Genomic DNA, 21,550 nt, shown 5'->3' on the forward strand with positions numbered 1-21,550 from the left:
CGTTACTCGGGCGTGGGCGGCAGCGTGAGGCAGAACGGGTGACCGGAGGGATCGAGAAGCACACGCCATTTGCCCGGTGCGGGCTGGACATCCGGCTTGGTCGCACCTATGGATATTGCCGCGGACTCCGATTCGTCGAGATCGGTGACGAACAGGTCGAGATGCATTTGTTTGGGGATCGTATCGTCCGGCCAGTCCGGAGCTCGGTGATCGTGAACGCGTTCTATCGTGATCGCCACCCCTTTCGCCTGCAGCACCACCAGTTCCGCCGATTCGTGGATGGGTTTCAGATCGAGGAGGTCGCGATAGAAGTGGCCGAGCATGATCGGATCATCGCTGTCGAGTGATATCGCGGCCAATCGCGCTATCGCCATGGATGCCCCCTGCAGGAATCGAAGATCGTTTCGAGGTCGACGTATCGAACGATTGCAACCCGCATACCGGCCGCACCATTCCGGCAGGACAGACGCCGACCTCACCACCCTGCGCGCCCGCGACCTCACCCCCGCGACCAGGGTGCTTCTCGTCCTGCAGAAAATCGCACCACACAACCCAGGGCTGGGCCGCGATATGCTGGACTGGCTCGAAGACCTGCGCGCATTGGAGTCCGGCCCGGACCCCCTCGGCGACTACCTGACCGTCCTGACCTACATCATGACCGTCGGCGACACCGCCGAAACCGAGCTCGCGACGGTATTCGAACAACTCGGCCCGCGCGCGAAGGAGGCGATTGTGACCACAGCCGAAACCATCGAAGCTCGCGGAGAGGCGCGCGGCGAAGCTCGCGGAGAGGCGCGCGGGCGCGTGCTGGGGCGTGCCGAAGGTAGGGCCGAACTGCTGATCGAGCAGATGACGGTCAAATTCGGCCCACTTCCCGCCGCCGCGGTCCGCCGAGTACGCTCGGCCGATCCGGACCAGGTGCGGACCTGGTCCGCGCGGATACTGACCGCCGCCACTCTCGACGAGACGCTCGCCTGATCCCGAACCGATGTCGCGGGTTCCGGCGTCGCCATGACCGTCACGGTCCTGCTGGGCGGTGACGTCATGCTCGGCCGCGGCGTCGATCAGCTGCTGCCGCACGCCGGGCGCCCGGAACTACGGGAGCCGGTTGTCCGGGATGCCCGGCGCTACGTCGAGTTGGCGGAGCAGGCCAACGGGCGGATTCCGCGGCCGTACCGGTTCGCCGACCCCTGGGGCGAGGTGCTCGGCATCCTGGATGCGCTCGCGCCCGATGTGCGCCTGGTCAATCTGGAGACCGCGATCACCGCGGGCGGTGATTTCGCGGCGGGCAAAGGGGTCCACTACCGGATGCACCCCGGCAATCTCCCGGCGCTGACGGTGTTGCGGCCCGATGCGTGCGCGCTGAGCAACAATCATTCGCTGGATTTCGGTATCGAAGGGCTGACCGGCACTCTCGGCGCGCTGGCCGGTGCGCATATCCGTACCGTGGGTGCGGGAGCGGATCTTGCTGCCGCCCGGCGGCCGGCGACGGTACCGGCCGCCGGTGGGCGGGTACTGATCGCATCGGTATCGACGCTGTCCAGCGGTGTACCCGCGGACTGGGCCGCGGGCGGCGACCGTCCGGGCGTGTGGTTGATCGACCAGCCCTCGGTCCGGCACGCCGACGAGGTGGCCGCGCGGTTGTCGGCCGACTCCCGCCGCGGCGACGTGACCGTCGTGTCGGTGCACTGGGGGCCCAACTGGGGCTACGGCACCGGCCTGAGTGAGCGGCAGTTCGCGCACCGGCTGATCGACTCCGGCGTCGATATCGTGCACGGGCACTCCGCGCACCACCCGCGCGCGATCGAGTTCTACCGGGGCAGGCCCATCCTGTACGGCTGCGGCGATGTCATCGACGACTACGAAGGTATCGGCGGCCACGGTTCCTACCGGCCGGAGCTGCGGTTGCTGTATCTCGTCACCGTCGAGCCCGGCGGCCCCGCCGCGGTGCGGATGTTGCCGCTGCGCGTCCGGCGGGTCCGGCTCGAGCGGGCCGAGACGGCCGAGGCCCTGTGGTTACAGGCCGTGCTCGCCGATATCGGACGCCGCTTCGGTACCCGGATCGGGACCGGGCGGGACGGCTTGCTCACCGCATACCGCGCGGGGTGAAACCACAGCGCGGAAGTCGATGCGCTGTGAGCGAGCACCGATCTCGCGAATTGGTTGGCGGTCAACGGAATCGGCGGTCGATACTGCTCGGGATCTGGTGTGCCGAGGATCTGTCGAATCGAGGGTGAGTACGTGAGGCCGCTGCTGGCATTCGTCGTGACCGTGCTGGTCGGTAGTGCGTCGCTGGTGGGGCAGCTACCCCACGCATCCGCGGAGCCGCCGGGAGTCTCGGCGCCGTCGCCGCTGCAGGAGTGGATCGACTCTACGATTCCGGCTCCGCCGCAGATCGCGGGCGCCGAGGCCGAGACGTCGTTGTGGCGCGGGGTGTTGCCGTCGGCGACCGGCGACCCGGTATTCGATACGTGGCCCGCCGACCTCGCGGCCTTGTCGCCGGGGCAGATCATCGAAACCCATGACGTCACCCCGACGACGGCCGTGCGAATGGCCACGCCCATCGCGCGGGCGACGCTGCTGAAGTTCCGGTCGACCTCCGCGTCGGGCGGCCCGTCCTTCGGGACCGCGACCCTGATCGTTCCGGCGGCCGCGTGGCCCGGGCCCGGGCCACGGCCGGTGGAGGTGAACGCGATGCCGATCAATTCGCTCGGCACGCACTGCACCCCCGGGTTCCAGTTGTCGCACGGACTCCTGGATCGGCCCAACAACGATTTCCCGGTGTTCCTGCCGTCGGTGTGGTGGGCGCTGAGCAAAGGTCACGCGGTCCTCATGCCGGATCACGAGGGCCCGCTGATGGCCTATGCCGAACCCAATATCGCCGGGCACGTGATGCTCGACGCCATCCGGGCCGTGCGCGCCCATGCGCCGGCCGAATTCGGTACCAGCCGATACGTGGCCATCGGCTACTCCGGTGGCGCGATCGCCGCCTACGCGGCGGCGATGCTGCTCGACGAGTACGCGCCGGAGTTGCGCGATGTCCTGACGGGCGCGGCGGCGGGTGGTCTGGTCACCGACAACGCGAGCGTGGCCCACCAGTTCAACGGCAATATCTCGTCCGGGATCCTGCTGACGGTGGCGCTGGCGGTCGCGCGCGAACGGCCCGAGATCCTGCGGCAGATGAACCACCTCGGGCAGTGGGTCGCGACCTCGCCGGTGCGCGATATCTGCGGCGACGCCTCCGGCCCCCTGGGCGTGGTCGGCATACCGATCGATGTCGCGGCCAACAGCGCGAATGTGCTCGACAGTCCGTTCGCCGCCGATATTTTCGAGCGGATGGACCTCACCGGCCGGACCTCGGCCGTACCGCTGTACATCTATCACGGCCTGCACGATCCGTGGATACCGCTCGACGACGCCGAAACCATGTACCGGCAACAGTGCGACCGCGGTGTCTCCGCGCTCTTCCGCGTCGTCGGCGGTGAGCATCTGATCGGTTACCTCAGCGGCTACCCCGAACTCGGCGGGTGGATCGACGCGCGCCTGCGGGGCGCACCCGCGCCGAGCGAATGCTGAGGTAGCGGCCGCCCGGACCGGCGCGTGGCCGCGCGCCGCCCCGGGGGCCGGGGAGGCGGATATCCGCTACGTCAGTACGGGTAGTCCCGGAACGTCATCACGCCGCCGACCAGCACGATCACCGCCGTGAGGATGTAGACCGTGACGCGGAACCACATGGGGCCGTAATAGCTGACCGCCATCGACGCACCGAGCGCAGCGAGAATCAGCACCACTCCGTAGAGAGGTGTGCGTTGCTCCCTGTCGGCCATACCAACAGTGTCCTCCGCCCGCGCTACGGGTGGCAACATCGCATCGGCGCAGGTGGTGGCCATTCCGGCGATCGGATCACCAGGCCACGGTGCCCGCGTCGTCGAAGAAGCCGCCGCGGGGGCCGTCGTCGGGCAGGGTGGCGAGGCGCAGGGCGATCGCGGCACCCTGTTCGGGCGTTCGCGGCGCGGCGAAACCGGTGAAATCGGTGGCGACATAGCCCGGGCAGGCCGCGTTCACGATCACTTTCGTATCCGCGAACCGGCGGGCGTACTGGGTGGTGATGCCGTTGAGCATCGACTTCGACGGTGCGTAGGCGGCCATGATCGGACCGGTCCGCAATGTCAGCGACCCCATATTGCTCGACATGTTCACGATGCGCGGCGAGGTCGCGCGGCGCAGCAGCGGCAGCATCGCGTTCGTCACCCGAACGACCCCGAATACGTTGGTATCGAGCACGGTTCGGAGAACATCGAGGTCGAGGGTGGTCGGATCCTGCGCGGCGTGCTCGGTGCGCCCGCCGATACCCGCGTTGTTGATGAGCACGTCCAGCCGGCCGGGCGTGCGGTCGAGTGCTGCCGCCGCGGCGGTGACGCTGTCGTCGGAGGTGACGTCCAGAGCGACGCCGAACGCGTCGAGACCCGCGGCCCGCAGGCGTTCGACGGCGGCCGCGCGCCTGGCATCGTCGCGGGCGCCTACCGCGACGGTGAATCCGAGCGCTCCGAGCCCCTGTGCGATGGCGAAGCCGATTCCCTTGTTCGCGCCGGTGACCAGCGCGATCTTCGTATCGTTCACGCTGTCCATGCTCGGCACACCGAACGGGGCTGTCCAAGACCGGTTGAATCCGCTGTGATACCCACCGGGTATCAGCTTGCTAGACTGCCGGTGTGCGCGATCTCGAAACCCGCGAACTCCGGTACTTCGTCGCCGTCGCGGAGGAACTGCATTTCGGACGCGCAGCGGTGCGGCTGGGGATCGCGCAGCCGCCGCTCTCCCGCGCCATCCGCCTGCTCGAACAGCGACTCGGCGTCCGGCTGCTCGACCGGGACCGCCGGGGTGTCAGGCTCACCGACGCCGGTGCGGTGCTGCTGCGTGAGGCCCGGTCGGCCCTCGACGCGGTCGCGGCGGCCGCGCGGCGAACGCGGCGAGCCGGTGATCCGCGGCGGTCGCTGGTGCTGGTGACGAAGGCCGGGGCGTCGCACGAACTGCTGCGACGCCTCCTCGACGCGGCCGCCCGGGAACCCGACGCCGCGCCGGTCGATGTGCTGCTGTGCGAGGTCGGTGAGCAGGCGCATCGGTTGCGTGACGGGAGCGCCGACGTGGCGATCATGCACCGGCCCGTCGACGACCTCGCCGGGTTCGACACCGAGGACCTCCACACCGAGGACCAGGTCGCGATCGTGCCCGCGGTGCATCCGCTCGCGTCGCGCGCCCAGCTGACGACGGCGGAGGTGAGCGCAGTACCGGACCTGCCGATCGCGCGCTGGCCCCGGCTCGACGGGTCCTACCCGGACGGGCCCGGGCCCGAGGTGCATACCCAGTCGCAACTCGCCCAGCTCGTGGCGCTCGGCCGGACGCTGCTGGTCATCCCGGCGTCCAGCCGGGCCTGGCAGTGGCCGGAACACGTCGCGGTACCCGTCGTCGACGCGCCTCGCATCACCACGGTGATCGCGTGGCCGCCGAACAGTACGTCACCGGATATCGCCGCTCTGGTACGCACCGCGGCCGGACTCCGGGATGTACCGCTGCCCACCTGAATCGGCGGAATCAGCCGAGTACCCGCGCACCGAGCACCGACAGCATGCGCAGTTTCTCGTGACTCTCGGTGCCGGGAATCGCGGTGTAGACGAGCAGTGCGTGGGCCTGCCCCGGATCCACCAGGCGCTGGCAGGTCAGTTCCAGGGCGCCGACCTCGGGGTGCACGAAGTGTTTGACATCGCGCGGCCGTATCCCGACCTCGTGTTTCTCCCATACCGTCCGGAACTCCGCGCTCTCGGCGCGGAGCAGATCGGCGAGGTACTGGGCCCGGGAATCGGGCCCGCGCAGGGTCGCGATCTCACGGAGCCCCGAGACGTACATGCGGGTGAGGAATTCGTGCTGATCGGGGGCGTAGAGCTGCCGGGAAGCCGGATCGGTGAACCATCGGTAGCCGATACTGCGGGCGTTGCCCGTGTACCGTGCGGCGTCGCCGTTGAGCGCGATACCGGGCGGGGTCTGCCGCAGGGTCTCGCCGAGTTCGGTGACGATCTCCGCGGGGGTGTCGGTCAAGCGGTCGAAAACGCGGAGCAGACCCGGACCGATGTGGTCGCTGGTTCCACCACGGGCGGGCGGATTGTGGCCCGCGAGCCGGAACAGATGGTCTCGCTCGTCGAGCGAGAGGTGCAGGCCCTGCGCGATCGCACCGAGCATCTGGCTCGACGGCTGCGGCCCGCGCTCCCGTTCGAGCCGGGAGTAGTAGTCGGCCGACATATTGCACAGCGCCGCGACCTCCTCGCGGCGCAACCCGTCGGTCCGGCGGCGGGAGCCGCGCGGCAGACCGACGTCCTCGGGTTGCAGGGCACGGCGGCGGCTGCGGAGGAAATCGGCCAGCCCGACGCGATCGATCATCGGCACGTTCCTCTCTCGCGGTCTGATTGCGTTTCTACCACCTGCGAGAACAGCCGGCCTCGGCCTGACGATCCCCCCATCGGCGGGCGCGGCGGTGGCCGGCCGAGCCTGGGATCGGCAGGCCGTGGATGCGGTCCCGGCGATGCGGAAACCTCGGGGTACACGCCATTGGCCGCAGCACGAAGGAGACCCACCATGGCTCGCGATACGGATATCGCCATCCCCGGCCTGTCCGGGAAACTCGCCGTCGTCACCGGTGCGAGCGACGGGATCGGGGTCGTGATCGCGCGCCGGCTCGCCCAGGCGGGCGCGGAGGTGATCATGCCGGTCCGCAACGCGGCCAAGGGCGAGAACGCCGCGGGACGCCTGCGTGCTCTCGTCCCGGGCGCGACAGTCACCACCCGGCCCCTCGATCTGTCCTCGCTCGACTCGGTCGCCGCCCTCGCCGACCGCCTCGTATCGGAGGGCCGGCCGATCGATATCCTCGTCAACAACGCCGGTGTGATGACACCACCGAACCGGCAGGTCACCGCCGACGGTTTCGAATTGCAGTTCGGCACCAACCATCTCGGGCACTTCGCCCTCACCCGGGGACTCCTGCCGCTGCTGCGCGAGGGGCGGGCCCGGGTCACACAGCAGACGAGCATCGCGGCGCGCAGCGGAGCGATCAACTGGGACGACCCGAACTGGGAACACGAGTACGACGGCCGCGAGGCCTACAGCCAGTCGAAGATCGCCGTCGGCCTGTTCGCCCGGGAACTCGATCGGCGCAGCACCGCCGCGGGGTGGGGAATCACCGGCACCCTGGCCCACCCGGGGGTCTCGCCGACGAATCTGCTCGCCGCACAGCCCGGGATGGGCCGGCAACGCGATACCGTCGCGGTCCGCGCCATCCGTGCGCTCTCCAGGATGGGCGTTCTGGTCGGCACCGTCGAGTCGGCCGCCCTGCCCGCGCTGCTCGCCGCGACCGGCCCCGATGTACGAGGCGGTGAGTTCTACGGACCGAGGGGCCCGGGCAATCTCGGCGGGCGGCCCGGCCGGCAGGAGCTGTGGCCCCCGCTGCGCCCGATGGACGAGGCCCGCAGGCTCTGGGAACTCTCCGAGCAGCTGGCCGGCGCCCGATTCCCCGCCTGATCTCCGAGGGTCCGGGCCCGCGGCACTGCCCGGCCGGGGCCGTTCGGCCTAGGATTTCGTGAGTGGGACTGCTGTTCGGGACACGGGCGTCGGATTCGGCGTGGGTCGAGTCCGTGTGGACGTGTCGCAGCGAGCAGGTCTCGGAGATGACCTCGGTCGCGTCCGAGACCTGGGGGCTGGTGTTCTGGGAGCAGTCCGGGAAAGCCCACGCGGTGATCACCGGCCCCGAGAGCCGCACCGGGACCGCGCCGGTACCCGAGGGCGCGGGGTTCGTCGGGATCCAGTTCGCGGTCGGTACGGCCCTGCGCACCACCGCGACCTCGGCGCTGGTCGACGGCGGGATCGTGCTGCCCGAGGTGACCGGCCGGACATTCTGGCTCGACGGCGCCCGCCGGGAGACGCCGGGACCCGACGACGCCGAGGCCTTGGTCGACCGGCTCGTCCGCGAGGGCGTCGTGGTCCGGGATCCGGTGGTGGCCCGGACTCTGCGCGGTTCGCCGCCGGCGGTGGGTGAGCGCACGCTCGAACGCCGCTTCCGGGCGGCGACCGGACTCACCCAGGGCGCGGTCCGGCAGATCGGGCGGGCCCGCACCGCGGCGCTGCTGCTGGCCTCGGGCGAAACGGCGGCCGATGTGGTCGGCAAACTCGAGTACTACGACGAACCCCACCTGGCGCGGGCGCTGCGGCGCTACGTCGGGCGGACGGCCCGGCAACTACGGGCCGGAACCGGCGGCGCGATCGCCCTCGACCCGGGTCAGCGCACGACCTCGTAGACGAGTTTGGACACTCCGTTGGCATAGCTCGCGGATTCGCGCAGCCGCAGCGTCTGCTTCTCGCGGTCGGATCGGTCGAACAGGCTCTTCCCCGCGCCCAGCAGCACCGGGAAGACGAGCAGGTTGTAGCGGTCGATCAGATCGGCGGCCGACAGCCGCCGGGCCAGTTCGGCGCTGCCGTGGATGTAGATCGGGCCGCCCTCGGTCTGCTTCAGTTTCGCGACGTCCTCGGCCGATCGCAGAATCGTGATCTCACCCCACCCGTCGATCAGGGCATCGTCGGTCATTTCGCTGGACACCACGTATTTCGGCAGATCCTTGTACGCGGCGTGGTCCTCGGAATCCCGCCAGATCGGGGCGAAGGCCTCGTAGCTGCGGCGGCCGAACATGAGCGCGGTGGTGTCGGCGAGTTCTTCGCCCTTGAGCGCGAACGCCTCGGGCACGAATTCGGTCTCCATCACCCAGCCGCCGCTGCGATGCCCCTCGACCGTGCCGCCCGGCGAGTCCACGACGCCGTCCAGCGACATGAAGCCCGTGTAGACGAGTTCGCGTGTCATCAGTTCCTCCTGAGTGTGGGGCATCGGATTCTGCCTGTGGTCAGCCTAGGAACCGCTGCGGCCGATGTCTTGGACGAAACCGACACCGTCTGTCACACCCTCGGGGTTGACTGAGCGCACCAGCACGAACGACCCACTGCTCGGACCGGCACAGGAGGCAGTATGAGCACACCGGCGGCGGATACTCCGGCGGCGCGGCATCGCGAGGACGCGGCCCGGTTCACCGAACTCGTCGAATCGGCTTCGGACCGGGATTGGGCGCGGCCCAGCCCGGTCCCGGAATGGACGGCGCTCGATATCGTGGCGCATCTCGTCGAATGGTCCCGGGGTTTCCTCGGGGGCGCGGGGCTGGAGTTCGCGTCGCTGGATATCGCGGCCGATCCCGCCGGGGCGTGGAAACAGCACGTCACCGATATCCAGGCCGTGCTCGACGACCCGGGCGGGCGAATTCTGCGTAACCCCAATACCGGCGACCTGCCCGTGGACGAAGCGATCGACACCTTCTACACACCGGATATCTGGATGCACACCTGGGATCTGGCCAGAGCCCTCGGCCGCGAGCCCGATCTCGGTGAAGAGCGCTGCCGCAGTGCGCTGGCCGGTATGGAGCCGATGGACGCGGTACTGCGTGCGAGCGGACAGTTCGGTCCCGCCGTGGCCGTCGACGACACCGCCTCCGCTCAGGACCGGCTGATGGCGTTCATCGGCCGGGATCCGGCCTGGCGGGCGCTCTGAACCGGCCCCGGAGGAATGGATCTACGTGAAGGTCACCCGAGACGTCGGAGAACGATATCCAAAAGCGGTGCAAACGCCGTACTCGTGGCCGAAAGCGACTACAACTCGCTGATGGATCGTTGTCGTGCAGGTGGGCGCGCACTACGAGGGCTGATTCGGGCCCGACCGGCGTCCCGGGCCCGGCCGGTTCCGAGCCGGAGTCCGCGCCGATCAGGGATACATCGACGCGAGTAGTGAGCCTTCCCGGGGAAGCAGTCGCTCGGCGCCGCGGGCGATAACGGGGGCATCGCCGGTGAGAACGACGGTGCAACCGGTCGGCAGGGCCAGGTAACCGATGACGGCCGGTTTCACCATCGCGAGTTCGTAGAGGGTCGCCGCGCGCAGGGTGTTGTCGGTGTGCCGGTGGATCGCGCCCGAACAGCCGATGAACCAGCCCGATTCCGAATCGTCGTGCGGGTAGCGCTGCATCAGAACGGAATCGGTGGTCGCGCCGAAGGCCTCGCAGGTCATGGCGAGCTGCTGATGGTTCGGGAAATCCAGTTCGGGTTCCAGTCCGACGCTCCTGGCGACCTCGCGCTGGAACCACAACTGCTCCAGGGCCTGTGCCGCGCCCGCGACCGGCGCCGGGGGAAGTCGCGCGAAGTCGGGTTCGCACAGCCCGAGGGTGCCGTCGCCGCGGTCCGTCACGGAACAGTCCAGCCAGCCGATACCGACGGTCTCGCCGACCGGGAACCGGCTACCTTCCCGGATGGACTCCTCCAGCCCGGACAGCAGCCATTCGACACCCGGACCGTAGACGGGGTCCGGCCGGTACTCCAGGGTGAACTCGGCGTGGCCGGCGACACCGGCTGCCGTCCTCCGCTGCTCCACGGTTCTCCGATCTCGCGGGATCCGGTCGGATTCGGGTGCGGCGATCGCGCCGAAGCCGACATCTCACTACGAATCATGCCGGAGGACAGCCCATCACGCGCGTCGGTCGCGCGAATATCGGCAGCGGGCCGGCCGCGGGTATGCCCGGTAGCGGGTCAGGCCGGCGGCGGCGTCCAGCAGGTCCGCAGCCCTGATTCGGCGCGGCGGTCGACGAGTTCGATCCGGAAGCCGGCCGGGTTGGCGAGGAAGGCGAAGAACAGGCTGCCGTCGGGCATCCGGCGCGTGGCCTCGACATCCCAGCCGTGCTCGACGAGCCCGGTGAGGTCGCCGACGACATCGTCGGAGAAGTAACCGATGTGGTGGACCCCGCCGCCGGGGACCGGCTCCCACAGGGTTCCGGCGATCGCGCGTACTACTTCCAGACGCGGTTCGTCGATCGAGAACACGCAGGTGAGGTCGAACTTTCCGGGGCCGTCCGGACCGGAGGCCTCGATGGTGCTGCCGACGGTGCGGCCCCAGCGGTAGCCGAGGGTCGCCGTGAGCGCCGCCGTGGTGGCCTCGATATCGGTGGTCACGATGCCCACATGGAACTGGTCCCGGGGCTTCATTTCCCGCACCTGCCGCGCACCGGTCCGGGAGCTACCGGAGGTCTGTTCAGAATTGCATTCTTGAGCACAAGAAGCATATTCTCACTTCAGGAGAAGGGTTGCAACGGTACGGCGACCTGCCGTGCCGGTACACCTTCGCGCACACCACACCGGACGACGTGAGGCGGCAGATGCAGACGAACCCGACCCCGGAGTCCGCCGGGACAACACTGGCCGGAAAGGTCGCGTTCGTGGCGGGAGCCAGCCGCGGTATCGGGGCGGCCATCGCCGAGCGGCTGGCCGGGGCGGGAGCGGCGGTCGCGGTCGCGGCCCGTTCCGAGGCCGAGGGCACCGTACCGGGCACGATCCACGCGGTGACCGAACGAATCACCGCCGCCGGCGGCCGGGGACTCGCGGTGTCCTGCGATGTCACCGATCCCGGATCGGTCGAGGACGCGGTGGCGCGGACGGTAGCCGAACTGGGTGGTATCGACATCCTGGTCGCCAATGCCGGGGTGCTGTGGCTGGGTCCGGTCGAGACGACCCCGCTGAAGCGGTGGCAGTTGTGCCTGGATGTGAACCTCACCGGGGTGTTCTCGGTGACCAAGGCGGTGATCCCGCGGCTACGGGCCCGGGGCGGCGGGTCGTTGATCGCCATCACCACCACCGGCGTCGATATGGTCGACCGCGGCGCGAACGCCTACTGGGTTTCCAAGGCCGCCGTCGAACGGCTGTATCTGGGTTTGGCCGCCGACCTGCGCGCGGACAATATCGCGGTCAACTGCCTGAGCCCGAGCCGAGTGGTACTCACCGAGGGCTGGCAGGCGGCGGGCGGCACCCGGGAGATTCCACCGGAGATGGTGGAACCGGCCGAGACCATCGCCCGGGCGGCGGTCCTGCTCGCCGCCCAGGACGCCGCCGGTATCACCGGTACGGTCCAGCGGTCACAGACCCTGATCCCGGACTGAACCGGCCCGCGGACTATTCGGCCCCCTCGGCACGTGCGGCCAGAAACTCCTCGAAGGTGATCCGTCCGTCCGCATGCTCCACAGCGAGGTGCAGGCCGGAGCGGAAATCGCGAATCACCTTACCGGGCAGCGGCACCGCCACCACCGGACGGCGACGGCCGATGATCCGCAGATACGCGCGCGCCAGGTCGGTGACGGCGCGGACCTGCGGACCGCCCATATCGGGAACCCGCTCGCGGGGTGGTCCCTCCGCGAGGGAGACGAGGCTGTCGGCCACCTCGAGGACGTCGATCGGCTGGAAGGACACCTTCGCCGGCACGGCGAGTACGGGCGCCCACCGCTGGATATCGAATATCTCGGCGATCAGGTCGTGGAATTGGGTGGCCCGCAGGATCGTCCACGGGAGTTCCGAGTGCTGGATGAGCGCTTCGCATTCCGCTTTGGCGCGGTAGTAGCCGAGGGCGTGACGGTCGATGCCGACTATCGACAGGTACACCAGATGCGGCGAGCCGGAGGTTCGCGCGGCCTCGATCAGGGCCTCGGTCGCGGCGATATCGCCGCGGCCGTTCGTCGTCGCCAGATGGACGACCGTATCGATACCCGCGACCGCCGCGTCCAGCCCGCTACCGGTGCCCAGATCCCCCACCGCCCAGGTGTGTTCCGCCGGAGCGTGTTCGGACCGGGTCAGGACCCGGACGTCGTGCCCCGCGGCGAGCAGCCGCGGCACCAGGGCCCGCCCGAGCCGTCCAGTTCCACCGGTCACCAATATCCGCTTCGTCATCGGCACCTCCGTGAGGGATGCGAACAGCCTCGCAGGACGGGCGGCCGGACAGCGGGCGCCGCGCCGACGCATCCGCGGGCCGGCCGGGCCGCCGATGCCCGTATGCGGATCGCCTCAGGCGAGTGAGTCGTCGTATTCGGCGGTCAGCGGCCCGCCGGCGTCGCCGGTGTTGACCACCCCGGCAGGCTCCACGAGTACGGCGTGTACCTCCCCCGTCGCGACCGGGCAGTGTTCGACGCCCCTGGGTACCACATACAACTGGCCCGGGCCCAGGTGGACGTCGCCGTCGCGCATCCGGATGGTGAGTTCGCCCGCGACCACGAGGAAGAGTTCATCGGTGGTTTCGTGGCGGTGCCAGACGAACTCACCCTGCAGTTTGACCACTTTGATCTCGTAGTCGTTGAGCCGGGCCACCACCTTCGGGGACCAATGCTCGGAGAACGACGAGAGTTTGGCGGCGAGATCCACGGCAGCTTTCGACATGATCCGATCCTGACACCACTCGGGTCCTCGTGCTCCGGCGGCTAGGCTGGCCGCGGAATATCCGCGAGCGGGAGCAGATGAATTGAGCACCAGTCCGGGCGGGTGGCCGCCGCAGCAGCACACCGCACCCAACCGCCGGCTCCTCGTCGTCCTGACTCCCGTCCTGGTGCTGGTGCTGGCCGTCGCCGCGATCGGTATCGGGCTGGTGGTGCGCACCGCGACGGCCGAGGAGATCCCCGGCCTCGCGATCCCCGCGGCCGGCGAAGCGGCCCCGGCGAATGTCACCGCCGACGGCGCGGTCGTGGTCGGCGACCCGGGTGCGAAGGTGACGGTCCGGGTCGTCATGGATCTGCAGTGCCCCGTCTGTCAGGCCTTCGAGGAGTTCAACGGGGCTGTGCTGGCGGACGCGGTCCGCGACGGCACCGCCGCGGTCGAATACAGCGTCATCTCCTTCCTCGACCGGGCCAGTACCACCGAGTACTCCTCCCGGGCCGGTAACGCGTCGTTCTGCGTCGCGAACACCGGCGTGCGGGACTATCAGGCCTGGCTGGCGGAGATGTTCGCGCAACAGCCGCCCGAGTACAGCGAGGGCCTGCCCGACAGCGATCTGATCGATATCGCCGGATCGACCGGCTACACCGACCCCGCGGTGGCCGACTGCGTCACCGGCCGGTCCTACGACACCTACCTGAAGGCGAAGACCCAGGAGGTTCTCGACGGCGGCGTGAGCGGCACGCCCACCGTCTATATCAACGGCGCGGAGGTCACCGACCGGACCGCCCTGATGACCCCGAACGGCCTCGCCCCCCTCCTCGCCGCCGCCCGCTGAGTCCTCCTCACCTTCGACGCGCGCCTCGCGAAAGGTGCTGCGCAAACGATGCCCGAGGTCGAGATCACCGTCTTGTGAGCCGGGGAACGCGGATCCGGCCGATCCGCGCGATCCCCGCCGGCGGCGTACGTATCAGGCCGGCGTCAGCTTCGTATCAGGGGCGCCGCCGACAGTGTTCCCATGAACACCACAGCGATCGCGGCTTCGGGGCTGCGGAAGGCATACGGGGACAAGACGGTCCTCGACGGTATCGATCTGACCATCGGTGCCGGCACGATTTTCTCCCTGCTCGGCCCGAACGGGGCGGGGAAGACGACGACGGTGAACGTCCTGACCACCCTGTTGAAGGCCGACGGTGGCAGCGCGACGGTCGCGGGGCGCGATATCGCGTCCGAGACCAGGGCGGTGCGGGCGTCGATCGGGGTCACCGGGCAGTTCGCGGCGGTGGACGACCTGCTGACCGGCCGGGAGAACCTGGAGCTGATGGCGGATATCCACCGGCTGCGGGGTGGCGACCGCAAGCGGGTGGTGACCGAGCTGCTGGACCGGTTCGAACTGGCGGATGCGGCGGGTAAGCGGGCCGCGACCTATTCCGGTGGCATGCGCCGGAAACTGGATCTGGCGATGACCCTGGTCACCCGGCCGGAGATCGTTTTCCTGGACGAACCCACCACCGGGCTGGACCCGCGCAGCCGGCGCACCATGTGGGAGATCGTGCGCGACCTGACCTCCGAGGGTGTGACGATCTTCCTCACCACCCAGTACCTGGAGGAAGCCGATCAGCTGGCCGACCGGATCGCGGTACTGGACCAGGGCCGCATCGTCGCCGAAGGCACCGCCGACGAACTGAAACGGCAGATACCCGGGAGCTATATCGGACTGCGGTTCACCCGGGCCGGTGAACTGGACATCGCGGCCCGGATCCTGCCCGACGGCGCCCGCGACGACGAATCCCTGACTCTGCGGGTACCGGGCGACGGTGGATCGAAATCGCTGCGCCGCATTCTGGACCGGCTCGACGAACACACGCTCGAGGCGGCCGAGATCTCGGTGCACACCCCCGATCTCGACGACGTTTTCCTCGCTCTCACCGGACACTCGACCACGGAGGTCACCACATCATGAGCACCCTCACCGCGCCGCTGGCCGATTCGTCGATCATGCTGCGCCGCAACTTCAAACATATCGCCCGCACACCCGTCACGGTGTTCAACGCAGCGTTCATGCCGGTCGTGATGATGCTGATCTTCGTGTACGTATTCGGCAGCGCGTTCGACGTCGGCGGCGACTACATCGACTACGCGGCGCCGGGAATGCTGCTGCTGGCCATCAGCTACGGACTGTCGGGGACCGCGGTGGCGGTGAGCTCGGATATGTCCAAGGGCATCATCAACCGGTTCAAGGTCATGGACGTTTCGCGGGGCGCCGTCCTGACCGGCCATGTCGCGGCCACCATCCTGACCAACGCGGTGGCGATCGTGGCGATCCTCGCCGTGGCGTTCGCACTGGGGTTCCGGCCTCCGGCGACCGCGCTCGACTGGCTGGGGGCACTGGGCATCCTGGCGGCCACATCGTTCGCGGCGTCCTGGCTGACGGTCGCGCTGGGGATGGCGGCCAAGACCCCGGAATCCGCGGGGATGGGCGTGGTGCCGCTGATCATGCTGCCGTTCCTCAGCACCGCGATCGTCCCGGCCGAGAAGATGGGCCAGGGTGTGCGGCAGTTCGCGCAGTATCAGCCGTTCACACCGATCATCGAATCCCTGCGGGGATTCCTCGGCGGCAACCCGTCCGGCGGGTACACCGCCGCCGCGCTCGGCTGGTGCGCGGGGTTCGCGATTCTCGGTTATCTGTGGTCGCGGTCGACGTTCAACAAGCGAGCGTAGTCTCGGCCAGCTCCGGCCAGCTCGCCCGCGCACCCTCCGCCATCGCCTCGGTGAAGCCCGCTTCGCCGAGGCGATCTCGTGCGATCCGCTCGATCCGGGCGATATCGGGACGGGACAGATCGGGCAGGCCGCGAACGGTGGCGCTCGCCGCGAGCAGCCGTGCCGCCTCCTCGTTCTGCCCGGATCGCAGCGCCAGATCGGCTATACCGACCAGAATCCCGGCGATCAGGGGCGCATGGCCGGATTCGACGGCCTTCCGGAACGCGGTGGTGTGGTGTGCGCGGGCATCGCCGATCTCGTCGGCGAGGTATCCGAGCAGATCGTGGATCGCCGCAGCGTTATGCGGTTGGCCGGCCTCCTCGCCGAGGGCTGTGGTCGCGACCTCGATCTGCCGAAGCGCCTCCGCGGTATCGCCGGTCCAGCGCGCCAGTTCCGCCTTACCGAGCGCGAGTTCGGCCAGGGCAGTGGACCACGAGGCCCGGTCCGCGCACTTCTGTGCCTCGTCCATCGCGGCCGCGCTCGCATCCGAATCACCCAGCATCCGGTACAGCTGGGCTTGGCGCACCCGCATCCGCACCGCGTCCTCCACCGCGCCGACCTCGGTGACCACCGCGATCGCCTCGTCGTAGAGTTCGCACGCACCGGCGAAATCACCGCGGATGCCCATCCGGTCACCCAGTTCGCTCAATGCGAACGACATCCCCCACCGCTCACCCAGCGCCCGGAACTCGGCGAGGGCCGCCGCGAGATGGTCATCGGCCTCCCGCCCACCGTGACCCAGTACAGTGCGCAATTTACCCAGTTGCAGCCGGGCCAGCGCCCGGACCCACGGATCGTCATCGGTGACCAGGGGTTCGAACGCGGGCAGCAACTGATCGGGACCCGCCAGCATCCGTTCCAGCGCACCGGTGAACGCCAGCGTCGGATGCCCGGACCGCCGGCCCCGGCCGAACCGATAGGCCTTGTGGATCCATTCCTGCACCTGGGCCTCGCCACTGCGCCCGGAACTCTCGAAATGTACGACCAGCCCGTACACGATGGCCCGGATATCGTCATCCACGTCGCCGGGCATATCGGCGGCGGCCTTGACCAGCTCCGTGCCTTCGGCCTTGTGCCCGCCGAGCCACCAGTACCAGCCGGCGCCCGCCGCGAGCCGCAGCGCTCCGGCCCCGTCGCCGGCGGCGAGCGCCCCACGCATCGCGACCCCGATGTTGTCGTGTTCGGCTTCGAGCCGGGCCAGCCACTCCAGCTGTTCGGCCCGGCGCAGATGTGGTTCGGCGGTGGTGGCGAATTCGACGCAGTACGCCAGATGTGCGCGGCGCGCGGCCTCATCCTCCCCTGATTCCACCAGCCTGTCGCGTGAGTACTGCCTGATGGTGTCGAGCATCCGATAGCGCGGCTCGCCGTCGGCCGTGCCGGGGAACCCGGTCGGTGCCGCGCCGGTCACCAGCAGCGATTTCTCGGTCAGGGAGGTCAGCAGGTCGAGAACCTCCCACGGTTCGATGTCCCGCGCGCCGCCGCCCTCGCCGCTCGGTTCCGCGCAGACCCGTTCGGCCGCTTCCAGACTCGCGCCGCCGGAGAACACCGACAGCCTGCGCAGGACCTGGCGTTCGGCGTCGGTGAGCAGCTCCCAGCTCCAGTCGACCACCGCGCGCAACGTCCGGTGCTGCGGGATCGCGGTACGGCTGCCACCGGTGAGCAGGCGGAATCGATCGTCGAGCCGGTCGGCGAGCTGTTCGAGCGACATGGTGCGCAACCGGGCCGCGGCCAGTTCGATCGCCAGCGGTATTCCGTCGAGGGCGCGGCAGACCCGGGCCATGGCCGCCATGACGCGGTCGTCGGCGCCGAGGTCGGTATGCACGGCTCGGGCGCGGTCGCGGAAAAGTCGCACGGCCGGGGATGATTCGATCGCCGCGGTGTCGGCGTCCGCGCCGGGCAGTTCCAGTGGCTGCACCCGCCACAGTGCCTCACCGGTGATACCGAGCTGTTCCCGGCTCGTCGCGAGAATCCGCAGCCGCGGGCATTCCCCGAGGATCCGGTGCGCGAACGCCGCCGCGGATTCGATCACATGCTCGCAGTTGTCCAGGATCAACAAGGTTTCGCGGTCGCGGATCGCGGCGATGAGCCGGTCGATCGGTTCCGCGTCGGGCGCCCCGCCCAGCAGCGCGTCCCGCAGGCCGAACGCGGCGAGGGCCGAGCGGGCGATATCCCCGCTCGCGCCCAGCGATGCCAGTTCCACCACCCAGGCGCCGTCCGGTAGATCGTCGAGCAGGGTCCGCGCGGTTTCCAGTGCCAGCCTGGTTTTCCCCGACCCGCCCGGTCCGGTGAGCGTGGTGAGGCGATGGCCCGCGATGAGGTCGCGGACCGCGGCGATATCGGCGTATTTACCGATGAATTCGGTCAGTTCGGCGCGCAGGTTGGTCCGGCGTTCGGTATCCCGGGCGCCCACTTCGCCACGCAGCAACGCGACGTGCAGTTCGGAGAGCTCCGCCGAGGGGTCCACGCCGAGGGTGTCGGCGAGTTCCTCGCGGGCACGCTGGTACACCGTGAGCGCCTCGGTGCCCCGGCCCGCGGCGCCGAGCGCCCGCATCAGCGCGGCGACCAGCCGTTCCCGGACCGGAAACCGGGACACCAGTTCGGTCAGCTCGGCCACCAGGTCCGCGCCCTTGCCGAGCCGGACCTCCGCCTCGTACCGGTCCTCCAGCGCGGCCAGGTGCATCCCCTCGAGCCGGGTGATCACCGCGTCGACCGCCGCACTGTCGCGCACCTCGACATCCTGCATCGGCGTCCCGCGCCACAACTCCAGGGCCTCCCCCAGCAGCGGGGCCCGGCGCGCGTCGTCGCCGCCGCGGGCGCGTTCCAGCAGCTGTTCGAATCTGACGGCGTCGACGTCATCGGGCCGCACCGCCAGCCGGTAGCCGCCGGCCTGCCCCTCGAGCACTCCGTCCGGGAGCACCCGGCGTAACCGGGACACCAGGGCCTGCAGGGCGTTCGCCGCATCGGCGGGCGGCTGCTCCCCCCAGATCCAATCGACCAGTGTCGCCTTCTGGACCACCCGTCCGGGTTCCAGCGCCAGCGCGATCAACAACGCCCGAAGCCGGACACCCGGTATCTCGACCGATTCACCTGCATCCGCCCGGACATCGAGCGGTCCGAGCAATCCGATCTGCACCGGACCATTCTGCCGTGCACGGCCACCGGGCGGTGCCCAGCCCCGCGACCACCACCGGGAACCGCCGAACCAACCCTCGTGAGCAGGGAAAACGCCGTATCAGAGGAGATGTCAGATCGCTGTCAGGGCGGTATCAGGGCGGCGGGCGAAAGTTTCTCTCATCACCGGCACGGCACCACCGCCGGCAGCAGACCCCGCTACCGAGGAGAACCACGATGACCACCTTCACCACCCCGGATCCGATCACCGCCACCATCGACGTGATGTCGGGCGAGGTCACTGTGATCGCCTCCGACCGCACCGACACCGTGGTCCGGATCCGGCCCACCGACGAGTCCAACCGGGCCGATGTCCGCGCCGCCGGGCAGACCCGCGCCGAATTCACCGCCGGTGTCCTGACCGTGCACACCCCGAAGGATTGGCGGACCTACGCCCCGTTCGGGGGTAACCCGTCCATCGAGGTGACCGTCGAGGTGCCCACCGGCTCCCGGTTGAAGGCCACCGCCGGTGTGGGCCGCCTGGTGAGTGTCGGCGAACTCCAGCGCAGCGAGCTGAATATCGCGGCCGGGGAGATCGTCGTCGAACGACCGGGCGGCGCGGTGACCGCGAAAACCGCCAAGGGCGATATCCGCATCGAGGACGCGGTGCGCGGCGAGCTGCGCCTGGAGACCTCCTACGGCGACCTCCAGGTGGGTATCCGGCCCGGCAGCGCCGCGTGGCTGGAAGTGAACGCCACGCAGGGGACCGTGCAGAACCTGATGCAGCCGGTCGAGGCGACGACCGGCGACACCGTCCGGGTCCACGCCCGCAGCGCCTACGGCAACGTCGTCATCCGGCACGCCGACGCCCTCGTCCGGCCGGAGCGGTAACCGATGGACATCGATATCGACCGGGAGCGCTGTATCGGCGCCGGAATGTGCGTACTGACCGCCCCCGATGTCTTCGACCAGGACGAAACGGACGGCCGCGTGCTGATCTCGACCACCACCCCCGCACCCGGACAGGAACCGGCCGTCCGTGAAGCCGCCGGGATGTGCCCGGCCGGTGCGATCATCCTCCGCGCCGCCGGCCGGTCCACCCACCACCACGAAAGGAACATCCGATGACCGAGACGACTTCCATCCCCCAGGGCCTGCCCATGGATCGCGATGCCGGTCCCTTCGACCCGCCCCGCGAGATCACCCGGCTGCGCGAAACGCGCCCGGTGTCTCCCCTGGTCTTCCCCGACGGGCACAACGGCTGGCTGGTCACCGGCTACGACGCGGTCCGCGCGCTCATGGCCGATACCCGGTTCAGCTCCCGTCAGGACATCGGTGTCCTGCACGTGCCCTACGAGACTCCCGGCATCCCCGCCGCCACCGAACCGTCCCCGCAGATCCCGGGCCTGTTCATCGCCATGGACCCGCCGCAGCACACCCGGTTGCGGCGCAAGCTCACCGGCGCCTTCACCGTCCGGCGCATGAAAGCGCTCGAGGAGCGCATCGTCGAGATCACCGAACGGCAGCTGGACGCGATGTCGCGGCTCACACCGCCGATCGATCTGGTGAAGGAGTTCGCGCTCCCGGTGCCTTCGCTGGTGATCTGCGAACTGCTCGGCGTCCCCTACGAGGATCGGGAGACCTTCCAGGCCAATTCCGAGAAGTTCCTGATCAAGGACCAGGAACTCGAGGAGAAGATGGCCGCGTTCGGCGCCATGAACATGTATCTGGCCGGACTGGTCGCCCGCAAACGCGCCGAACCCGGTGAGGACATCCTGTCGGATCTGGCCCGCGACGCGGATCTGAGTATCGAGGAGCTCACCGGAGTCGCCTTCCTGCTGCTGCTCGCCGGTCACGAGACCACCGCGAACATGCTGTCGCTGGGGACCTTCGCACTTCTGGAGAACCCCGGACAGCTGGCGGAACTGCGCGCCGATCCGGACCTGATGCCCGACGCGGTCGAGGAGCTCATGCGTTATCTGTCGGTCGCCGATATCTTCTACCGCTACGCCACCGAGGACATCGAACTCGGTGGGGAGATCATCCCCGCGGGGTCCACCGTCGTCATCTCGCTGCTGGCCGCCAACCGCGACCCCGGTCGCTTCGACGACCCGGACACCCTCGATGTCCACCGCCGGGCCCGCGGCCACCTGTCCTTCGGGCACGGCGTCCACCAGTGTCTCGGCCAGCAGCTGGCCCGGATCGAGATGCGGGCCGGTTTCGCCGGGTTGCTGCGCCGCTTCCCCACGCTCGCGCTGGCTGTCCCCGCCGGGGAGGTGCCGCTGCGCACCGATATGAACATCTACGGTGTGCACGCGCTGCCCGTCACCTGGGCCGATACGGACGGGTGATCCCCGGCGGCGGAATA

Annotated in this window: 24 protein-coding genes; 14 read left to right on the plus strand and 10 right to left on the minus strand. The window is 69.4% G+C overall.

Going from position 1 to position 21,550, the window contains the following annotated elements:
• Nucleotides 1–2 precede the first annotated feature (2 nt).
• Nucleotides 3–374, minus strand: coding sequence for a VOC family protein (locus ACZ6SF_RS21700; protein ID WP_466063959.1), 372 nt, complete (start codon nt 372–374; stop codon nt 3–5).
• A 52-nt stretch (nt 375–426) separates the two neighbouring features.
• On the opposite strand from ACZ6SF_RS21700, the gene ACZ6SF_RS21705 reads away from it, so the two are divergent.
• The 3 genes from ACZ6SF_RS21705 to ACZ6SF_RS21715 all read left to right on the plus strand — a co-directional run bounded on the left by ACZ6SF_RS21705 (nt 427) and on the right by ACZ6SF_RS21715 (nt 3,576).
• Nucleotides 427–978: a hypothetical protein gene (locus ACZ6SF_RS21705; RefSeq protein ID WP_466063960.1), complete on the plus strand. Its 552-nt coding sequence runs from the start codon at nt 427–429 to the stop codon at nt 976–978.
• Between the two features lie 33 nt (nt 979–1,011).
• On the plus strand, nt 1,012–2,109 hold the full coding sequence (locus ACZ6SF_RS21710) for a CapA family protein (RefSeq protein WP_466063961.1): 1,098 nt from the start codon (nt 1,012–1,014) through the stop codon (nt 2,107–2,109).
• A 132-nt stretch (nt 2,110–2,241) separates the two neighbouring features.
• The gene (locus tag ACZ6SF_RS21715) at nt 2,242–3,576 is read left to right on the plus strand and encodes a lipase family protein (RefSeq protein WP_466063962.1); all 1,335 of its coding nucleotides are present in this window, start codon (nt 2,242–2,244) and stop codon (nt 3,574–3,576) included.
• A 71-nt stretch (nt 3,577–3,647) separates the two neighbouring features.
• On the opposite strand, the gene ACZ6SF_RS21720 is transcribed toward ACZ6SF_RS21715, so the two are convergent.
• Nucleotides 3,648–3,827: a hypothetical protein gene (locus ACZ6SF_RS21720; RefSeq protein WP_466063963.1), complete on the minus strand. Its 180-nt coding sequence runs from the start codon at nt 3,825–3,827 to the stop codon at nt 3,648–3,650.
• A 76-nt stretch (nt 3,828–3,903) separates the two neighbouring features.
• Nucleotides 3,904–4,629 carry an SDR family oxidoreductase gene (locus ACZ6SF_RS21725; protein WP_466063964.1) on the minus strand — a complete coding sequence of 242 codons (726 nt, stop codon included), beginning with the start codon at nt 4,627–4,629 and terminating at the stop codon, nt 3,904–3,906.
• 83 nt (nt 4,630–4,712) lie between these two features.
• Between ACZ6SF_RS21725 and ACZ6SF_RS21730 the strand changes: the two genes are divergently transcribed.
• The gene (locus ACZ6SF_RS21730) at nt 4,713–5,582 is read left to right on the plus strand and encodes a LysR family transcriptional regulator (RefSeq protein WP_466063965.1); all 870 of its coding nucleotides are present in this window, start codon (nt 4,713–4,715) and stop codon (nt 5,580–5,582) included.
• Between the two features lie 10 nt (nt 5,583–5,592).
• Here the strand turns inward: ACZ6SF_RS21730 and ACZ6SF_RS21735 are convergent, their stop codons facing one another.
• Entirely contained in the window at nt 5,593–6,432 is an 840-nt protein-coding gene (locus ACZ6SF_RS21735) for a helix-turn-helix transcriptional regulator (protein WP_466063966.1), read from the minus strand.
• Between the two features lie 195 nt (nt 6,433–6,627).
• Here ACZ6SF_RS21735 and ACZ6SF_RS21740 point away from each other — a divergent pair, with 195 nt between their 5' ends.
• Nucleotides 6,628–7,566 (plus strand): SDR family oxidoreductase, encoded by a 939-nt coding sequence (locus tag ACZ6SF_RS21740; protein WP_466063967.1) that lies wholly within the window; start codon nt 6,628–6,630, stop codon nt 7,564–7,566.
• Between the two features lie 146 nt (nt 7,567–7,712).
• A complete protein-coding gene (locus ACZ6SF_RS21745) occupies nt 7,713–8,339 on the plus strand; it encodes a helix-turn-helix domain-containing protein (RefSeq protein ID WP_466063968.1) in 627 nt (208 codons plus the stop codon).
• Here the strand turns inward: ACZ6SF_RS21745 and ACZ6SF_RS21750 are convergent.
• Nucleotides 8,321–8,896, minus strand: a complete 576-nt coding sequence (locus tag ACZ6SF_RS21750) for a dihydrofolate reductase family protein (protein ID WP_466063969.1) — start codon at nt 8,894–8,896, stop codon at nt 8,321–8,323. The two genes, ACZ6SF_RS21745 and ACZ6SF_RS21750, sit on opposite strands and share 19 nt — an antisense overlap.
• 162 nt (nt 8,897–9,058) lie before the next feature.
• Here ACZ6SF_RS21750 and ACZ6SF_RS21755 point away from each other — a divergent pair, with 162 nt between their 5' ends.
• Entirely contained in the window at nt 9,059–9,631 is a 573-nt protein-coding gene (locus ACZ6SF_RS21755; protein ID WP_466063970.1) for a maleylpyruvate isomerase family mycothiol-dependent enzyme, read from the plus strand.
• 210 nt (nt 9,632–9,841) lie between these two features.
• Here ACZ6SF_RS21755 and ACZ6SF_RS21760 read toward each other — a convergent pair whose 3' ends face one another.
• Complete coding sequence (locus ACZ6SF_RS21760; RefSeq protein ID WP_466063971.1) at nt 9,842–10,501, minus strand: immunity protein Imm33 domain-containing protein; 660 nt, start codon at nt 10,499–10,501, stop codon at nt 9,842–9,844.
• A 155-nt stretch (nt 10,502–10,656) separates the two neighbouring features.
• Complete coding sequence (locus tag ACZ6SF_RS21765) at nt 10,657–11,109, minus strand: VOC family protein (RefSeq protein WP_466063972.1); 453 nt, start codon at nt 11,107–11,109, stop codon at nt 10,657–10,659.
• A 170-nt stretch (nt 11,110–11,279) separates the two neighbouring features.
• On the opposite strand from ACZ6SF_RS21765, the gene ACZ6SF_RS21770 reads away from it, so the two are divergent.
• Nucleotides 11,280–12,056 carry an SDR family NAD(P)-dependent oxidoreductase gene (locus tag ACZ6SF_RS21770; protein ID WP_466063973.1) on the plus strand — a complete coding sequence of 259 codons (777 nt, stop codon included), beginning with the start codon at nt 11,280–11,282 and terminating at the stop codon, nt 12,054–12,056.
• 13 nt (nt 12,057–12,069) lie between these two features.
• Here ACZ6SF_RS21770 and ACZ6SF_RS21775 read toward each other — a convergent pair whose 3' ends face one another.
• Together ACZ6SF_RS21775 and ACZ6SF_RS21780 are read right to left on the minus strand one after the other, a co-directional pair.
• A complete protein-coding gene (locus tag ACZ6SF_RS21775) occupies nt 12,070–12,837 on the minus strand; it encodes an SDR family oxidoreductase (protein ID WP_466063974.1) in 768 nt (255 codons plus the stop codon).
• Between the two features lie 114 nt (nt 12,838–12,951).
• Nucleotides 12,952–13,320, minus strand: a complete 369-nt coding sequence (locus ACZ6SF_RS21780) for a cupin domain-containing protein (protein ID WP_466063975.1) — start codon at nt 13,318–13,320, stop codon at nt 12,952–12,954.
• Nucleotides 13,321–13,402: 82 nt separating this feature from the next.
• On the opposite strand from ACZ6SF_RS21780, the gene ACZ6SF_RS21785 reads away from it, so the two are divergent.
• The 3 genes from ACZ6SF_RS21785 to ACZ6SF_RS21795 all read left to right on the plus strand — a co-directional run bounded on the left by ACZ6SF_RS21785 (nt 13,403) and on the right by ACZ6SF_RS21795 (nt 16,032).
• On the plus strand, nt 13,403–14,149 hold the full coding sequence (locus ACZ6SF_RS21785) for a DsbA family protein (RefSeq protein ID WP_466063976.1): 747 nt from the start codon (nt 13,403–13,405) through the stop codon (nt 14,147–14,149).
• Nucleotides 14,150–14,329: 180 nt separating this feature from the next.
• Entirely contained in the window at nt 14,330–15,274 is a 945-nt protein-coding gene (locus tag ACZ6SF_RS21790; protein WP_466063977.1) for an ATP-binding cassette domain-containing protein, read from the plus strand.
• A complete protein-coding gene (locus tag ACZ6SF_RS21795) occupies nt 15,271–16,032 on the plus strand; it encodes an ABC transporter permease (protein ID WP_466063978.1) in 762 nt (253 codons plus the stop codon). Before ACZ6SF_RS21790 ends, ACZ6SF_RS21795 begins: the two co-directional genes overlap by 4 nt.
• On the opposite strand, the gene ACZ6SF_RS21800 is transcribed toward ACZ6SF_RS21795, so the two are convergent.
• Nucleotides 16,016–19,204 (minus strand): BTAD domain-containing putative transcriptional regulator, encoded by a 3,189-nt coding sequence (locus ACZ6SF_RS21800; RefSeq protein WP_466063979.1) that lies wholly within the window; start codon nt 19,202–19,204, stop codon nt 16,016–16,018. The genes ACZ6SF_RS21795 and ACZ6SF_RS21800 overlap by 17 nt on opposite strands.
• Before the next feature lie 215 nt (nt 19,205–19,419).
• On the opposite strand from ACZ6SF_RS21800, the gene ACZ6SF_RS21805 reads away from it, so the two are divergent.
• The 3 genes from ACZ6SF_RS21805 to ACZ6SF_RS21815 are packed head-to-tail and all read left to right on the plus strand — an operon-like array spanning nt 19,420 to nt 21,533.
• Nucleotides 19,420–20,073, plus strand: coding sequence for a DUF4097 family beta strand repeat-containing protein (locus ACZ6SF_RS21805; RefSeq protein ID WP_466063980.1), 654 nt, complete (start codon nt 19,420–19,422; stop codon nt 20,071–20,073).
• Between the two features lie 3 nt (nt 20,074–20,076).
• Nucleotides 20,077–20,310, plus strand: a complete 234-nt coding sequence (locus tag ACZ6SF_RS21810) for a ferredoxin (protein ID WP_466063981.1) — start codon at nt 20,077–20,079, stop codon at nt 20,308–20,310.
• Entirely contained in the window at nt 20,307–21,533 is a 1,227-nt protein-coding gene (locus tag ACZ6SF_RS21815) for a cytochrome P450 (protein WP_466063982.1), read from the plus strand. Before ACZ6SF_RS21810 ends, ACZ6SF_RS21815 begins: the two co-directional genes overlap by 4 nt.
• Nucleotides 21,534–21,550: the final 17 nt, after the last annotated feature.

The sequence above is a fragment of the Nocardia sp. NPDC049935 genome (assembly GCF_055586645.1).

Bases quoted from the DNA above. Each gene is read 5' to 3' on its own strand.
- ACZ6SF_RS21700 (WP_466063959.1), bottom strand. From the start codon at position 374: ATGGCGATAGCGCGATTGGCCGCGATATCACTCGACAGCGATGATCCG.
- ACZ6SF_RS21710 (WP_466063961.1), top strand. From the start codon at position 1,012: ATGACCGTCACGGTCCTGCTGGGCGGTGACGTCATGCTCGGCCGCGGC.
- ACZ6SF_RS21720 (WP_466063963.1), bottom strand. From the start codon at position 3,827: ATGGCCGACAGGGAGCAACGCACACCTCTCTACGGAGTGGTGCTGATT.
- ACZ6SF_RS21725 (WP_466063964.1), bottom strand. From the start codon at position 4,629: ATGGACAGCGTGAACGATACGAAGATCGCGCTGGTCACCGGCGCGAAC.
- ACZ6SF_RS21735 (WP_466063966.1), bottom strand. From the start codon at position 6,432: ATGATCGATCGCGTCGGGCTGGCCGATTTCCTCCGCAGCCGCCGCCGT.
- ACZ6SF_RS21740 (WP_466063967.1), top strand. From the start codon at position 6,628: ATGGCTCGCGATACGGATATCGCCATCCCCGGCCTGTCCGGGAAACTC.
- ACZ6SF_RS21745 (WP_466063968.1), top strand. From the start codon at position 7,713: ATGACCTCGGTCGCGTCCGAGACCTGGGGGCTGGTGTTCTGGGAGCAG.
- ACZ6SF_RS21750 (WP_466063969.1), bottom strand. From the start codon at position 8,896: ATGACACGCGAACTCGTCTACACGGGCTTCATGTCGCTGGACGGCGTC.
- ACZ6SF_RS21755 (WP_466063970.1), top strand. From the start codon at position 9,059: ATGAGCACACCGGCGGCGGATACTCCGGCGGCGCGGCATCGCGAGGAC.
- ACZ6SF_RS21765 (WP_466063972.1), bottom strand. From the start codon at position 11,109: ATGAAGCCCCGGGACCAGTTCCATGTGGGCATCGTGACCACCGATATC.
- ACZ6SF_RS21770 (WP_466063973.1), top strand. From the start codon at position 11,280: ATGCAGACGAACCCGACCCCGGAGTCCGCCGGGACAACACTGGCCGGA.
- ACZ6SF_RS21775 (WP_466063974.1), bottom strand. From the start codon at position 12,837: ATGACGAAGCGGATATTGGTGACCGGTGGAACTGGACGGCTCGGGCGG.
- ACZ6SF_RS21780 (WP_466063975.1), bottom strand. From the start codon at position 13,320: ATGTCGAAAGCTGCCGTGGATCTCGCCGCCAAACTCTCGTCGTTCTCC.
- ACZ6SF_RS21790 (WP_466063977.1), top strand. From the start codon at position 14,330: ATGAACACCACAGCGATCGCGGCTTCGGGGCTGCGGAAGGCATACGGG.
- ACZ6SF_RS21795 (WP_466063978.1), top strand. From the start codon at position 15,271: ATGAGCACCCTCACCGCGCCGCTGGCCGATTCGTCGATCATGCTGCGC.
- ACZ6SF_RS21805 (WP_466063980.1), top strand. From the start codon at position 19,420: ATGACCACCTTCACCACCCCGGATCCGATCACCGCCACCATCGACGTG.
- ACZ6SF_RS21810 (WP_466063981.1), top strand. From the start codon at position 20,077: ATGGACATCGATATCGACCGGGAGCGCTGTATCGGCGCCGGAATGTGC.
- ACZ6SF_RS21815 (WP_466063982.1), top strand. From the start codon at position 20,307: ATGACCGAGACGACTTCCATCCCCCAGGGCCTGCCCATGGATCGCGAT.